Here is a 14,184-nt window from a genome sequence, read left to right on the forward strand (position 1 = left end):
GGCTGACACACCTTCTTCGGTGGTCGTCTTGTCAGGCCGGGTACGACACACACTCGTCCGGGATGTCCGCCAATGCGGCATCATCTCCAGCATGCCAACAGCGCGTCCTCATGGCAACTGTCGGTAGTCCACGTCACCACGTCAGGGTTCCTCGCGCAGCGTTCGCAGGACGCGGACCAGGAGGAAGCCGCCGCCGGTGATGAGCAGCAGGCCGAAGGCGATGGCCAGCACGCTGCCGGTGCTCATGGTGGAGTCGGATTTGGGGGCCGCCGCGGCGGCGGGGGTGGTCGGCGTGGCCGGATACCAGGCGCCGGAGTCCGTAAGGTCCTCGGTGGTCGCCGTGGCCGCCGGGAGTGAAGACGTGGGGCTGGAGACCGGGGCGCCGGCGCCCTCCCCGCCGGTGGTCGGCGTGGGGGTTGCGGATGGTGTGGTCGGGGTGGCTGTGGGGGTTTCGGCGGTGGCGCAGTCGGTGGGCTGGCGCCACGTACCGGCGTACGTCACGAAGGTGTTTGTGCGAATGGTGAGGCTGCGGGCGGTCAGCTTCCGGGACTCGCCGGGACCTAGGCGGAGCAGACGGTCGCCCGTCAGGAAGACGGCGTCGGTGGTGGCCCGGTCGCTGTTGGCCAGGGTGCCGGTGAGCGTGCCGTCGCAGTCGTTGTCGAAGGTGACCGTGGGGGCGGGAGCGCATTCCTTCGTGCCGCCGCGGTAGGAGGCGTCCGGCAGCAGCGCGGCGGGGACGTTCGTACCCTCGTACGTCAAGCCTGTGCCTTTGATCGCCTCGACCTGGGTGTAGCAGCGGGGCACGGTGACCTTGAGGGACAGGCTGCGCTTCGACGCGGTGATCGAGCCGCGGTCGGTGGAGTACACGAAGGGGCGGGCGTTCGACGTGGCCGAACCGGTCGTGTAGGAGGCCAGGGCGAAGGTCTGGCTTTGGCCCGAGCAGAGCGGCTTCGCGGCCGTGACCGTCACCGAGCCGGACGGGCCGTCGAAGGTGTGACGGTACGTGGCGACGGCCGTCGATACGCACGCCTGGTCGGCCATCGGTGAGGCGGCGAGCGCGGCACCGGGCGTCACCGCGACGGTTGACGCAGCCAGCAAGAAGATGAAGCGACGCAGCACGGCCGAGCCCCCCAGTCGGTCATGGCGAAATCCCCGAAAAATGAGATTAGGGGGATTTGCCCGGACGAGCCAGAGCTGGGGGCGGCGGGAAACAACACACGGGGCTTCCCTAAGAAAGGGGAAGCCCCGGCCGACGCTTCTTACTTCCGGGCGTCGAGGGCCTGCTGGTAGAGCCGGCCCGCGCGGTACGACGAGCGGACCAGCGGGCCGCTCATCACGCCCGAGAAGCCGATCTGCTCGGCTTCCTCGCGGAGCTCGACGAACTCCTCGGGCTTGACCCAGCGCTCCACGGGGTGGTGGCGCGGGGTGGGGCGCAGGTACTGCGTGATGGTGATCAGCTCACAGCCGGCCGCGTGCAGGTCGCGCAGGGCCTGGGAGATCTCCGAGCGGTCCTCGCCCATGCCGAGGATCAGGTTGCTCTTGGTCACCAGGCCGGCCGCGCGGGCCTGGGTGATGACGTCGAGCGAGCGCTCGTACCGGAAACCGGGGCGGATCCGCTTGAAGATGCGCGGGACCGTCTCGACGTTGTGCGCGAGCACCTCGGGGGTGGCGCCGAAGACCTCGGCCAGCTGGGCCGGGTCGGCGTTGAAGTCGGGGATGAGCAGCTCGACGCCGCAGCCGGGCTGAAGTTTGTGGATCTGGCGGACGGTCTCGGCGTAGAGCCAGGCGCCGCCGTCGGGCAGGTCGTCGCGGGCGACGCCGGTGACGGTGGCGTAGCGCAGGCCCATGGTGGCGACCGACTCGCCGACGCGACGGGGCTCGTCGGCGTCGAACTCGGCCGGCTTACCCGTGTCGATCTGGCAGAAGTCGCACCGGCGGGTGCACTGGTCGCCGCCGATCAGGAAGGTCGCCTCGCGATCCTCCCAGCACTCGTAGATGTTCGGGCAGCCCGCCTCCTGGCAGACCGTGTGCAGGCCTTCTTTCTGCACCAGGCCGCGCATCTGCGTGTATTCCGGGCCCATCTTGGCCTTGACCTTGATCCACGGCGGCTTCCGCTCGATGGGAGTTTCGGCGTTGCGCGCTTCGATGCGAAGCATGCGGCGGCCCTCGGGAGCAATAGTCACAGCCCCGAGATTACGCCTGTTGAGACGGCTGCCTAGACAGGGGCGACGAGGCTCACTGGACGGCCCGTGTGACGGCGGTCACGTAACACGTGTAAATGCGGTTTCGTGTGCTGGTCGCCTGCTGTTAACGTCCGGCCGACGGCGAAGACGGAACCGAGTACCGCCCCGATCCGACGGCCGAGAGAGCCACCGGCAGCTGTGAAGGTGGCCCGTTCGCCGGGGCGTGAAGACACTCCCGAGCCGCTGCACGACCAAGAGGCGCTTGTCCGCAAGCGCGAAGGTGTGGTGGCACCGCGAGGATCCCGCTCGCCCACACCTGTCTGGGGCCGCGTTGCAGTCACCAGAGGAGGTCCCCGCCATGCAACGCATCCTCTCCACCCAGTTGGCGTCCCACGTGCACGAGACCGTGACGATCGCCGGCTGGGTCCACCGCCGCCGCCTGCTCAAGTCGGTGGCGTTCCTGATCGTCCGTGACGCCGAAGGCCTCAGCCAGGTCGTCGTCACCGACCAGAAGATCCTCGAGGGGCTGACCGAGGAGAGCGTCGTCCAGGTGACCGCCACGGTCACCCCCAACGAGCAGGCGCCGGGCAAAGTGGAGCTCACCGGGCCGGCGATCCGGGTCCTCAGTGCCGTGAGCGCGCCCCTGCCGTTCGAACTGCACCGGCCCGAGCTGACCGCGAGCCTGCCCACCCAGCTCGACCACGCGGCGCTGGCGCTGCGGCATCCGGCCCGCCGGGCCGCGCTGCGGGTCGCGGCCGCGGCCACCGAGGGTTTCCGGGCCGCGCTGAGCGAGCAGCGGTTCGTCGAGATCCAGACGCCGAAGATCGTGGGGTCGGCCACCGAGTCCGGCGCCAACGTGTTCGCCATCGACTACTTCGGACGGCCGGGCTACCTGGCCCAGTCGCCGCAGTTCTACAAGCAGCTGATGGTCGGCGTCTTCGAGCGGGTCTTCGAGGTCGGGCCGGTGTTCCGGGCCGAGCCGAGCGACACCGCGCGGCACCTGTCGCAGTACACGTCGCTCGACGCCGAGATGGGTTTCATCGAGGACCACCGGGACGTGATGGCGGCCCTGACGCGAACACTGACGGTGATGGCGGAGGCCGTCACGACGCGTGCGGGCCTGGCCGTAGAGGTGCCTGCCGAGATCCCGGCTGTGCACTTTCGCGAGGCGCTGAAGATTGCCGGAGCGCCGGAGGACGAACCCGACCTGGCGCCGGCGCACGAACGGGCGCTGGGGGAGTGGGCGCGGCGGGAGCACGGTTCGGAATTCGTGTACGTGACGGGTTATCCGATGCGCAAGCGGCCGTTCTACACACACCCGGACCCGGCCGACCCGGCGTACTCGAACGGTTTCGACCTGCTCTTCAAGGGCTTGGAGATCGTCACCGGGGGCCAGCGGCTGCATCGGTACGAGGACTATGTGCGGGCGCTCGAGGGCAACACCGGGCCGTACGAGGGCTACCTGGACGGTTTCCGGTACGGGATGCCGCCGCACGGTGGCTGGGCGATCGGCCTGGAACGGTTCGTGGCCCGGCTCATGAGCATCAAGAACGTCCGGGAGGTCGCCGCGTTCCCGCGGGACCTGCACCGGATCACGCCCTGACCCGGGCTCAGACGAAGTACGCGATCGTCACCGCGACGACGATCACGAGGGGGACGATCGTCATGCAGACGAGGATCGTCCAGGCGATGGGGTGGCCGAAGTTCAGGACCACCCCGCCGCCCTTCTTGGGTACGAAGACCCGTTTGTCCTGCGGATTGCGGTAGAGCGGCATCAGAGCAGGGTACGCAAGTGCTTCTCCACCACGGGCAGCACCTCGGCCACCGGCACGTCGCGGCCGAGTTCGGCGCTGAGCGAGGTGACGCCCGCGTCGCGGATGCCGCACGGGGTGAAGCGGTCGAAGTTGGTCAGGTCGCAGTCGCAGTTGATGGCGAAGCCGTGCTGCGTCACGCCCCGGGCGACCCGGATGCCGATGGCGGCGATCTTGCGGTCGGGCCCGCGCTCGTCGGCCAGGACCCAGGCGCCGCTGCGGCCGGGGATCTCGGAGCGGGCGGCGACGACGCCGAACTCGGCGCACACGTCGATCAACAACTGTTCGGTACGGCGTACGTACGCCACCACGTCGATCGGGTCGGCCAGCTTGAGGATCGGGTAGCCGACGAGCTGGCCCGGGCCGTGCCAGGTGATCTTGCCGCCGCGGTCGACCTCGACCACCGGCGTGCCGTCGATCGGAAGGTCGGCGGGCTCGGTGCGCTTGCCGGCCGTGAGGACGCTGGGGTGCTCCAGCAGCAGGACGGTGTCGGGCTGGCTGCCCTCCACCACGGCGTCGTGCAGGCGGCGCTGCTCGTCCCAGGCCTCGCGGTAGTCGACGAGCCCCCGGCGCAGCACGGTGAGCGTAGGTGTTGTCACGACTCCACCGTACTGCCGTCCTTACCTATCAATGGGATCCACTCCTGGGCGGATGCGCCACACCAGGGCGTCGTCGACCCGCTCGGGCTCGCCCAGCAGGTCGGTTGCCGTCACCTCCACCGCCTGGCGGAACAGCGGCCCCTCGGAGCCGGTGATCTCACCGTCGGGCAGGAAGACCGCGGTGACGCCCCAGCGCTGGAAGTCGGCGCGGGCCGAGGCGCGGTCCCAGTTGTCCAGGTCGGCGATGTAGCCGTACAGCGCGGCCCGCAGGAACAGCCAGTCCGTCGCGCGCGGCAGCGCCCCGATCCGGCCCTTGCCCTCGGCGCCCAGCTCGTCCGGCCCCAGGAAGTAGCCGTCGGGAATCCGGAACTCCTTGCCGCCGCGGGCCATCGTGTACGCCTGCCAGCGCTGTCCGTCGGCGGCCACGTTGACCCCGAACGGCAAGGCGCTGATCACGCCGCCGTCGGTCGTGTAGTCCTTCCAGGCCCCGTTGCTGATGAACTTCGGCTCCGCCGCCCGCTCCCGGTACAGCAGCGGCAGCGGGAAGATCGGCACCAGCGCCAGGGCGAGGGCCGCGATCAAAGCTTTCCGGTACGACGAGTCGAGCAGGCGCTCGGTGATCAGCGCCAGCACCACGGCGAACACCCCGGCCAGAACCAGCGAGAACCGCAGCGGCAGCGCCGAGTCGAACAGCGGCAGTCTCTGCAGCAGCGCGTACGGCAGCGGGATCGACGTCTCCATGTCGAGCACCCGCAGCCGCGGCCCGAGCGCCATCACGAAGAACACCACAGCGACCACGATCAGGGCTCGCAGCGTCGCGCGCCGGGCCTCGTCGGCCCGTCGCCACAGCACGATCAAGGACCCGATGATCAGGACCACGAGGGGTACGCCGAAGAACGACGTCTCCTCGGTCGGATTGGGCGCCAGATCGCTGCGCAGGCCCAGCCCGGCCGCCACGCTGCGGTCGGCGAACGCGAAGAACGCGAACAGGTCCTCGGCGAAGTGGCGCTGGTTGAACCCGGTGCCCTTGAACGTCTGCGGACCGGCGAAATGCATGTAGAGGGGATACGCGAGCAGCGCCCCGGCCACCACGGCGGTGAGCCCGAGCGCGCCGAGGAACCGCGGCAGCAGCCGGCGCGCCTCGGCCCGGTTCGGTCCGGCCAGCGCCCACGCGATGACGAAGACGCCGCCGGCCAGCGCGGTGAAGAACAGCCCCTCGGCGGCGATCGAGAAGCTGACCCCGAGCAGCACGCCCAGGATCAGCCCGCCGCGCACCCAGTGGCGCTGATCGCGCATGCGCAGCAGCTGCCAGAGCACCAGCGGCGCGATCCAGCCCGAGGTCCAGTTGAGGTGGCCGTTGGCGTGCGAGATGAAACCCGGCGCGAACCCTGCGAACAGCCCGCCGACGGCGGCCGCGACCCGGTTGCGGGTGACCCAGCGGAGCAGGAACAGGTACCAGACGAAGCCGGAGGCGGCCAGGTTGAGCGTGAGGATCGTGACGAAGGTGACCTGCGGCCCGGCCAGCATGGTCAGCGGCGCGAACAGGATCGCGTACACCGTGATGGACGTGTTGGCGGCCAGGTTGACGCCGTCCGGAGCGTTCAGCAGGTCGGTGAAGAACGGATCACCGCCGTGGTGGAGCAGGTGGACGCCGTACGCCAGAACCCACTCGAAGAAGGCCTGATCGCCGGGGTTGGCGGCGACGGCGTGCCGGTACGGATTGCTCCAGAGGCCGGAGGTGACGTAGAGCGCCAGGGCGAGGGCGGCCAGGGCCACCGGCAGATGGGCGCGGAGGCGCTTGGTCGCCGCTCGGGCGCCGGGCGCGGCCGGCCGATCTGCTGCGGCTGGGGTGGTGGGGGCGGCGACGGACATCAGCCGCAGGTTAGCAAGGGCTCCTGGTAGTTCAGTGTGATGCCGCTGCTTCCTTACCCAGGGCCGCCTGCAGGGCCGACGCCACTGTCGGATATGTCCATTGGAATCCGGCTCTTTCCAGCACCGCGGGAACGACCCGCTGGTTGCGGCGGGCCTCGCCGCCCAGCTCGCCGACCGCGAGGTCCATCGCCGGCCCGGGCACGAAGAACAGCGCCGGCCGGTGCAGGATGCCGGCCAGGATGCGGGTGAACTCGCCGTTGGTGACCAGCTCGGGGCCGACCAGGTTGACCGGGCCGGCGATGTCGTCGCGCTCCATCAGGAACTCGACCGCGCCGAACCAGTCGGCCAGCCCGATCCACGGCATCCACTGCTTGCCGCTGCCGAGCTTCGCGCCGGCGCCCAGCTTGAACAGCGGCAGCAGCGGCTTGAGGATGCTGCCCTCCTTGTCGAGGGCGGGCGCGGTGCGCAGCAGCACGACGCGGGTGCCGGCGTCCTCGGCCGGGCGGGCGGCGGCCTCCCAGACCCGGCACAGGTCGGCCAGGAAGGTGGTGCCGGCGGGCGCCTCCTCGGTGACCGGGGTGTCGCCGGTGTCGCCGTACCAGCCGGCGCCGGAGGCCTGAAGCAGCGTGCGGGGCCGATCGGCCTCGGGGAGCAGGCGGATCACCCGGGCGATGGTGCCGGTGGTGTCGACCCGGCTCGAGCGCAGCACGCTCTTGTAGCGGGCGGTCCAGCGCTTGTCGCCGATGTTCGCGCCGGCCAGGTTGATCACCACGTCGTGGCCGGCCACCACCGAGGGGTCGAGCTGACCCTGCGATGGCTGCCAGGTCGCCTCGTCGGGCTTCTCGGCGGGCCGGCGGACCAGTCGGGTGACGTCGTGCCCGGCGTCGCGCAGGCGCTGCGCGAGCGGCGTGCCGAGATAACCGGACGCACCGGCCATGAGGATCCGCATGGGTTCAATCATGCCCCGTCTCGAACCCGTTCAAAACGCTGACGGCCCGCTCGGTGAACCGAGCGGGCCGTCAGCGTTTCAAAAATCAGGCGAGGCCGAGGTCACCCTCGAAGTGGCCGCCTTCCAAGCGCTCCTTCAGCGTGACCAGGAAGCGGGCGGCGTCGGCGCCGTCCACGATCCGGTGGTCGTAGCTCAGGGCCAGGTAGACCATCGAGCGCGGGACGATGATCTCGCCGAGCTCGGGGTCGCTGACGACCACGGCCCGCTTGACCACCGAACCGGTGCCCAGGATGCCCACCTGCGGCTGGTTGATGATCGGGGTGTCGAAGAGCGCGCCCCGGCTGCCCGTGTTGGTCAGCGTGAACGTGCCACCCGAGATCTCGTCCGGGCCGATCTTGTTGTTCCGGGTGCGGTCGGCGACGTCGGCGATCCGCTTGGCCAGGCCGGCCAGGTTCAGGTCGCCGGCGTCCTTGATCACCGGAACGATCAGGCCCTTGGGGGTGTCGACCGCGATGCCGAGGTGCTCGGTGTCGTGGTACGTGACCGTGCCCGCCTCGAGGTCGATCGAGGAGTTGACCACCGGGTGCTGGCGCAGCGCCTCGACCGCGGCCAGGGCGAAGAACGGCAGGAAGCTGAGCTTGACGCCGTTCTTGGCCAGGAAGTCGGCCTTGGCCTTGTTCCGCAGCTGGGCGATCTTGGTGACATCGACCTCGACGACGGTGGTGAGCTGCGCCGAGATCTGCAGCGACTCGACCATGCGACGGGCGATCGTCGCGCGGGTGCGGGTCAGCTTCTCGGTGCGGCCACGCAGCGGGCTCGGCGCGGGCTTCGCCGGCGCGGCCTTCTGCGGCGCGGCGGCCTGGGCGGGAGCCGGAGCCGGGGCCGCCTTCGCGGCGGCCGCCTTCTCGGCGGCGTCGATGACGTCCTGCTTGCGGATGCGGCCGCCGACGCCGGTGCCGGACAGGGTCGACAGGTCGACGCCCTTCTCGGCGGCCAGCTTGCGCACCAGCGGGGTCACGTAACCGGCGTCGCCGGCGCCGTTCGCCTGGACCGTCTCGCGGGACGGCGACGAGGACGGCGCGGGCGGCTCGGCGTTACGCTCGGCCGCGACCGGGTCCTTGGCCACCTCGGCCTCGGGGGCCGGGTCGGCGTACGACTCGCCACCGGAACCGAAGTCCGGAGCCGGCTTCGACTCGATCTTGGGCGCGGCCGGCTGCTGCGGAGCCGGGGCCTGCTCCTGCTTCGGCGCCTCGGGCGCCGGGGCGGGAGCGGAGGGCTTCGCGTCAGCCGAGCCGATGATCGCGAGGTCGGCGCCGACGTCGGCGGTCTCGTCCTCCTGGACCTTGATCTCGAGGACCGTGCCGGCGACCGGCGACGGGATCTCGGTGTCCACCTTGTCGGTGGAGACCTCGAGCAGCGGCTCGTCGACCTCGATCGTGTCGCCCACCTGCTTGAGCCAGCGCGTGACGGTGCCCTCGGTGACGCTCTCGCCCAGCGCGGGCATCTTGACCGCCGTGCCGCCGGACGACGACGAGGCCGTCTGCGGCGCGGGCTGCTCCTGCTCGACCGGCTTCTCGGTCGACGGGGTGGTCGGCGCGGCGGGCTCGGGCTCGGGGGCCTGCTCCTGCTGCTTCTGCTCCGGGGCGGGGGCCGAGCCGGCGTCCTCGCCGTCACCGGCGATGACCGCGAGCTCGCTGCCGACGTCGGCCGTCTCGTCCTCGCCCACGACGATCCGGGTGAGCACCCCGGCCGCCGGCGAGGGGATCTCGGTGTCGACCTTGTCGGTCGAGACCTCGAGGAGCGGCTCGTCCGCCTCGACGCGCTCGCCCTCCTGCTTGAGCCAGCGCGTGACGGTGCCCTCGGTGACGCTCTCACCCAGCCGCGGCATGGTGACCGATACCGGCATGTCTCAGTACTCCTTAACCACGTCTTTGACGACGATCAGCTGTGTGCGTGCAGGGGCTTGCCGGCGAGCGCGAGGAACGCCTCACCCAGCGCCTCGTTCTGCGTGGGGTGGGCGTGGACCAGCTGCGCGACCTCCTCGGGGAAGGCCTCCCAGTTGTAGATCAGCTGGGCCTCGCCGACCAGCTCGCCCATGCGGGCGCCGACCATGTGCACGCCGAGGACCGGGCCGTCGTTGAGACGGACCAGCTTGACGAAGCCCGCGGTCTTGAGGATCTGGCTCTTGCCGTTGCCGCCGAGGTTGTAGTTGTACGACGTGACCTTGTCAGCGCCGTACTTCTCCTTGGCCTTGGCCTCGGTGAGGCCCATCGAGGCGACCTCGGGGTCGCAGTAGGTCACCCGCGGGATGCCGGCCTCGTCGATCGCGGCCGGGTTGCGCCCGGCGATCTCCTCGGCGACGAAGATGCCCTGCTGGAAGCCGCGGTGCGCGAGCTGGAGGCCGGGGACGATGTCGCCGACGGCGTAGATGTTGCCGACGCCGGTGTGCAGGCGGTCGTTCGTGATCACGAAGCCCCGGTCGATCGTGATGCCCTGCTGCTCGTAGCCGAGGTTGGCGGTCGTCGGGCCGCGCCCGACCGCGACCAGCAGCACCTCGGCCTCGACGGTCTCGCCGCCGGCGATGGTCGCGCGCACGCCGTTCTCGGTGTGCTCGACCTTCTCGAACGGCTTGCCGACCTTGAAGTTGATCTTGCGCTTGCGGAACGCGCGCTCGACGGCCTTCGAGATTTCCTCGTCCTCGGCCGCGACCAGGCGGGGCAGCGCCTCGATGATGGTGACGTCGGCGCCGAACGACTTCCAGACGCTGGCGAACTCGACGCCGATGACGCCGCCGCCCAGCACGATCGCGGAGGAGGGCACGCGGTCGAGCTTCAGCGCGTGCTCGCTGGCGATGACCCGCTTGCCGTCGATCTCGAGACCCGGGATCGAGCGCGAGTAGGAGCCGGTGGCCAGGATGACGTTGCGGCCGGTGTAGCGCTGGCCGTTGACCTCGACGGTGTCCTTGCCCACGAGCTTGCCCGCACCGGACACGATCGTGATCTTGTCCTGCTTGAGCAGACCGGTCAGGCCCTTGTACAGGCGGGAGACGACACCGTCCTTGTACGCGTTCACCCCGGCCATGTCGATGCCGACCAGATCGGCCTTGACGCCGAACTGCTCGCTCTCGCGGGTCTGGTCGGCGATCTCGGCGGCGTGCAGCAGCGCCTTGGTCGGGATGCAGCCGCGGTGCAGGCACGTGCCGCCCAGCTCGGCCTTGTCGATCAGCGCGACGGAAAGGTTGAGCTCGGCCGCGCGCAGGGCGGCAGCATACCCGCCGCTACCGGCGCCGAGAATGACGATGTCGAAGTTTCCGCCGTTCGGCTGGCTCACGTTGACTCCAGTGTTCGCGTCGTTGCCATGCGGGTCACACAATGGAAACGGTCACAGTATGTCCAGGCCATCTTGTCACTTGTGGAACCGGTCGATGCAGCCAGGTTCCCCACAGTCGTGCCCACTCGACGTACTCTTGCGGCACCGATGAGCGGGAGGAGCGGGTGTGGCCTGGTTTCGGCGGAGCCGGGAGCCGCGTCGGGCGGCCGGCCGGCCGGTTGACCGTGCCGATCTTGAGTATCTCGCGGAGTTCGTCCGCAGTCGCCGTGGAGTCGAGGCCTTCATCGAGCCGCGCACCACGGTGACCGAGACCACCGTATTGCTTGTGGCACACGACGGCGAGTGGACCCGCCGACGGATCGAATCGCCCGAGATCGCCCGGCGCTGGGCACACCAGCTGAGCCTACCGATCTACGACATCCGGCTGCTCGGTTATCCGCAGCGCATGCGCGATTACATCTCCCGGCAGAAGAAACTGGGCCGCGACCCCGGGGGCTCCGGAGCGTACCGCCCCGAAAGCCCCCGTTAGGCCCTAGGCCAGGCTGTCGATCGCGGCCAGGAAGGTACGGACCGGCACGCCCGTGCCGCCCTTCGCCCAGTACCCGGTGGGCTCACCGGTGTGGTAGCTCGGGCCGGCGATGTCGATGTGCGCCCACTCGACGCCGTCGGCGACGAACTCGCGCAGGAAGACGCCACCCTGCAGCATGTGCCCGGCCCGGTCCAGGTTCGCGTTCGTCTGGCAGATGTCGGCGATGTCCGACTCCATGCCCTTGCGGACCTCCTCCGGCAGCGGCATCGGCCACACCGGCTCGCCGACCGCGTCGCCGGCCGCCTTCACCAGGTCGATGGCGCCCTCCGAACCCATCAGGCCGGAGATCCGCTTACCCAGCGAGATCACCTGACCGCCGGTGAGCGTCGACGCCTCGAGCACGTAGTCCGTACCGTCCGCGCAGGCCCGCGCGATCGCGTCGGCCAGCACCAGACGGCCCTCGGCGTCGGTGTTGAAGATCTCGACCCGCTTGCCGTTGAACATGGTGAGCACGTCGCCCGGCCGGTAGGCCGAACCCGACGGCATGTTCTCGGCGATCGCCAGGTAGCCGCTGACCGCGACCTGAGGCTTGAGCGCGGCGATCGCCAGCATGGTGGCGCCGACCGCGGCCGCGCCGGCCATGTCCGACTTCATCTCCCACATGCCGGCGGCCGGCTTGATGCTGATGCCGCCGGTGTCGAACGTGATGCCCTTGCCGACCAGCGCCACCCGCGTCGGGTTCTCGACGCCCTCGGGCACGTAGGTCAGCTTGACCAGGCGCGGCTTGGCCTCCGAACCCTGGCCCACGGCCACGATGCCGCCGTACCCGCCGGCCTTGAGCTCGTCGAAGCCGAGCACCTCGACCTGCAGGCCGGTGCCCTCGGCGGCGGCCACCACGGCGTCCGCGAACTCCGGCGGGCGCAGCGAGTTCGGCGGGGTGTTCACCCAGTCCCGGGTCAGGCGCACGGCCCGGGCCACGGTCTCGGCCCGCGCCACCTCGGCCGCGGCGGCGGCGTCGGCCGCGTCCGGCACGTGCACCTGGACAGCGGTGACCGGCTCGCGGCGGTTCGGCTGCGGCTTGGTCTTGTAGCCGGCGAACCGGTACGAGCCGATCAGCGCACCCTCGAGGATCGCGCGCAGCACACCGGGCGCGTCCGCGTCGTCGGGCAGCGGCAGGGCCAGCGCGACAGTGCCGCTGCCGGCCAGCGCGCGCACGGCGGCGCCGGTGCCCCGGCGCAGCGTCTCCAGGTTCGGCGCCGAGCCGGACGGCTCGTCACCGAGACCCACCGCGACGACCAGCGGCGCGCTGATGGTGCCGAGGGTGGCGAGCTTGGTCACCTCGCCGGGGGCGCCGCTCGCGCCCAGCAGGGCCAGCGTCGAGGTCAGCTTGCCGTCGAAGGCGGCGGCGATGCTCTCGGCGCCGGCGGCCGGCAGCAGGGCACCGCCCTCGTCGGGTTGGCTGTGCAGGCCGATGACGATGGCGTCGACGGCCAATTCGGCCGGGTCGGTGTCGACCAGGCTGAGGCTGGGCTGGCTCACTCGGGCTCTCCGCGGACGTTCGGGGCCGGGCTCCTCATGGGCGCACCGGCTGGTTCGGGTGGTGGGGTGTCCCCGCGACTCTAACCACATGCAAGGTCACGGGTAAGTTGAGTCTCATGTCTGCCGAGGTCACCGATGCCCTTTTCCGCTCCCCGCTGCACGAGCGCCACGTCGCGCTGGGCGCCAAGTTCGCCGCCTTCGGCGGATGGGAGATGCCCTTGGAGTACGCGGGTGGCGGCGTCCTGAAGGAGCACGCGGCGGTCCGCGAGGGAGTCGGCGTGTTCGACGTCTCCCACCTGGGCAAGGCCCGGGTGCGGGGCGAGGGGGCGGCGGCCTTCGTCAACTCCTGCCTCACCAACGACCTCGGGCGCATCGAGCCGGGCAAGGCGCAGTACACGCTCTGCTGCGACGACGGCGGCGGCGTGGTGGACGACCTCATCGCGTACCTGATCTCCGACGACGAGGTCTTCCTGATCCCGAACGCGGCGAACACGGCCGAGGTGGTCCGGCGGCTCGCGGCGGCGGCGCCGGCCGGCATCGAGGTCGTGGACGAGCACCAGGCGTACGCGGTCCTGGCCGTTCAAGGCCCGCAGTCGGCGTCGGTCCTGCAGAAGCTGGGCCTGCCGACGGACCACGGGTACATGTCGTTCGCCACGGCGACGCTGGGCGGGGTCTCCCTGATCGACTGCCGGACGGGTTACACGGGCGAGCACGGCTACGAGCTGGTGGTGCCCTGGGACGACGCGGCGGCGGTGTGGGACGCGCTGATCGCGGCGGGGGTACGGCCGTGCGGGCTGGGAGCGCGGGACACGCTGCGCACGGAGATGGGCTACCCGCTGCACGGGCAGGAGCTGTCGCTGGACATCTCGCCGGTGCAGGCCCGCTCGGGGTGGGCGGTCGGCTGGAACAAGCCGGCGTTCTGGGGGCGTGCGGCGCTGACGGCGGAGAAAGCCGAGGGGGCGCGGCGGACGCTGCGCGGGCTCGAGCTGACGGGGCGTGGCATTCCGCGGGGGCACATGGAGGTGTACGCGGGGGAGCAGCGCATCGGTGAGACGACCAGCGGGACGTTCTCGCCCACCAAGAAGGTGGGGATCGCTCTGGCCCTGATCGACACGGCGGCGGGGGTGGCCGACGGGGATCTGGTTCAGATCGACATCCGGGGGAAGCGGATCGAGGCCCGGGTGGTCAAGCCGCCGTTCGTGCAGCCGTCTGTGCGGTGAAGTGGTTGCGCTGGGACGGTTGAGGGCCGGGTGTGGCCGACCCTGACTGGCTGAGGAGCGCTTTACGTCTGGGTCGGCCACACCCGGCCCTCAACCTCGGGTGGGGGCTCGGCGCCGGCCAGGCGTGGGTCACTCGCTGCTTGCGGGTACGA

At 70.6% G+C, this 14,184-nt stretch carries 12 protein-coding genes and 1 riboswitch; of the genes, 3 read left to right on the top strand and 9 right to left on the bottom strand.

Going from position 1 to position 14,184, the window contains the following annotated elements; translation table 11 throughout:
- Positions 1 to 17: 17 nt before the first annotated feature.
- A riboswitch (guanidine-III (ykkC-III) riboswitch) is annotated at positions 18 to 83 on the bottom strand.
- Positions 84 to 141: 58 nt separating this feature from the next.
- On the bottom strand, positions 142 to 1,098 hold the full coding sequence (locus tag ACGFJ7_RS27045; RefSeq protein WP_392644432.1) for a hypothetical protein: 957 nt from the start codon (positions 1,096 to 1,098) through the stop codon (positions 142 to 144).
- A 161-nt stretch (positions 1,099 to 1,259) separates the two neighbouring features.
- The gene (lipA, locus tag ACGFJ7_RS27050) at positions 1,260 to 2,156 is read right to left on the bottom strand and encodes a lipoyl synthase (RefSeq protein ID WP_360253150.1); all 897 of its coding nucleotides are present in this window, start codon (positions 2,154 to 2,156) and stop codon (positions 1,260 to 1,262) included.
- 385 nt (positions 2,157 to 2,541) lie between these two features.
- On the opposite strand from lipA, the gene aspS reads away from it, so the two are divergent.
- Positions 2,542 to 3,786 (top strand): aspartate--tRNA(Asn) ligase, encoded by a 1,245-nt coding sequence (gene aspS / locus ACGFJ7_RS27055; RefSeq protein WP_392644434.1) that lies wholly within the window; start codon positions 2,542 to 2,544, stop codon positions 3,784 to 3,786.
- Positions 3,787 to 3,793: 7 nt separating this feature from the next.
- Here aspS and ACGFJ7_RS27060 read toward each other — a convergent pair whose 3' ends face one another.
- The 6 genes from ACGFJ7_RS27060 to lpdA form a co-directional block, all read right to left on the bottom strand.
- Positions 3,794 to 3,958, bottom strand: a complete 165-nt coding sequence (locus ACGFJ7_RS27060; RefSeq protein ID WP_360252591.1) for a peptide ABC transporter substrate-binding protein — start codon at positions 3,956 to 3,958, stop codon at positions 3,794 to 3,796.
- Complete coding sequence (gene lipB / locus ACGFJ7_RS27065; protein WP_360252594.1) at positions 3,958 to 4,593, bottom strand: lipoyl(octanoyl) transferase LipB; 636 nt, start codon at positions 4,591 to 4,593, stop codon at positions 3,958 to 3,960. The genes ACGFJ7_RS27060 and lipB overlap by 1 nt, the downstream gene beginning before the upstream one ends.
- Before the next feature lie 21 nt (positions 4,594 to 4,614).
- Complete coding sequence (locus ACGFJ7_RS27070; protein WP_392644436.1) at positions 4,615 to 6,465, bottom strand: DUF2079 domain-containing protein; 1,851 nt, start codon at positions 6,463 to 6,465, stop codon at positions 4,615 to 4,617.
- A gap of 31 nt (positions 6,466 to 6,496) precedes the next feature.
- Entirely contained in the window at positions 6,497 to 7,414 is a 918-nt protein-coding gene (locus tag ACGFJ7_RS27075) for a TIGR01777 family oxidoreductase (protein WP_360252600.1), read from the bottom strand.
- Positions 7,415 to 7,499: 85 nt separating this feature from the next.
- Entirely contained in the window at positions 7,500 to 9,320 is a 1,821-nt protein-coding gene (gene sucB, locus ACGFJ7_RS27080; protein ID WP_360252603.1) for a 2-oxoglutarate dehydrogenase, E2 component, dihydrolipoamide succinyltransferase, read from the bottom strand.
- Positions 9,321 to 9,355: 35 nt separating this feature from the next.
- The gene (gene lpdA / locus ACGFJ7_RS27085) at positions 9,356 to 10,744 is read right to left on the bottom strand and encodes a dihydrolipoyl dehydrogenase (protein ID WP_360252606.1); all 1,389 of its coding nucleotides are present in this window, start codon (positions 10,742 to 10,744) and stop codon (positions 9,356 to 9,358) included.
- Between the two features lie 166 nt (positions 10,745 to 10,910).
- Here lpdA and ACGFJ7_RS27090 point away from each other — a divergent pair, with 166 nt between their 5' ends.
- A complete protein-coding gene (locus tag ACGFJ7_RS27090) occupies positions 10,911 to 11,273 on the top strand; it encodes a hypothetical protein (RefSeq protein ID WP_360252609.1) in 363 nt (120 codons plus the stop codon).
- 3 nt (positions 11,274 to 11,276) lie between these two features.
- On the opposite strand, the gene ACGFJ7_RS27095 is transcribed toward ACGFJ7_RS27090, so the two are convergent.
- Complete coding sequence (locus ACGFJ7_RS27095; RefSeq protein WP_360252612.1) at positions 11,277 to 12,812, bottom strand: leucyl aminopeptidase; 1,536 nt, start codon at positions 12,810 to 12,812, stop codon at positions 11,277 to 11,279.
- A gap of 116 nt (positions 12,813 to 12,928) precedes the next feature.
- Between ACGFJ7_RS27095 and gcvT the strand changes: the two genes are divergently transcribed.
- Positions 12,929 to 14,032 (top strand): glycine cleavage system aminomethyltransferase GcvT, encoded by a 1,104-nt coding sequence (gene gcvT / locus ACGFJ7_RS27100; protein ID WP_360252615.1) that lies wholly within the window; start codon positions 12,929 to 12,931, stop codon positions 14,030 to 14,032.
- Positions 14,033 to 14,184 lie beyond the last annotated feature (152 nt).

The sequence above is a fragment of the Actinoplanes sp. NPDC048988 genome (assembly GCF_043197815.1).
GTDB lineage: Bacteria > Actinomycetota > Actinomycetes > Mycobacteriales > Micromonosporaceae > Actinoplanes.

What these genes read in the sequence shown, in the direction of transcription:
- lipA (WP_360253150.1), bottom strand. Translation starts at nt 2,156, where the DNA reads ATGCTTCGCATCGAAGCGCGCAACGCCGAAACTCCCATCGAGCGGAAG.
- aspS (WP_392644434.1), top strand. Translation starts at nt 2,542, where the DNA reads ATGCAACGCATCCTCTCCACCCAGTTGGCGTCCCACGTGCACGAGACC.
- ACGFJ7_RS27060 (WP_360252591.1), bottom strand. Translation starts at nt 3,958, where the DNA reads ATGCCGCTCTACCGCAATCCGCAGGACAAACGGGTCTTCGTACCCAAG.
- ACGFJ7_RS27070 (WP_392644436.1), bottom strand. Translation starts at nt 6,465, where the DNA reads ATGTCCGTCGCCGCCCCCACCACCCCAGCCGCAGCAGATCGGCCGGCC.
- ACGFJ7_RS27075 (WP_360252600.1), bottom strand. Translation starts at nt 7,414, where the DNA reads ATGCGGATCCTCATGGCCGGTGCGTCCGGTTATCTCGGCACGCCGCTC.
- sucB (WP_360252603.1), bottom strand. Translation starts at nt 9,320, where the DNA reads ATGCCGGTATCGGTCACCATGCCGCGGCTGGGTGAGAGCGTCACCGAG.
- gcvT (WP_360252615.1), top strand. Translation starts at nt 12,929, where the DNA reads ATGTCTGCCGAGGTCACCGATGCCCTTTTCCGCTCCCCGCTGCACGAG.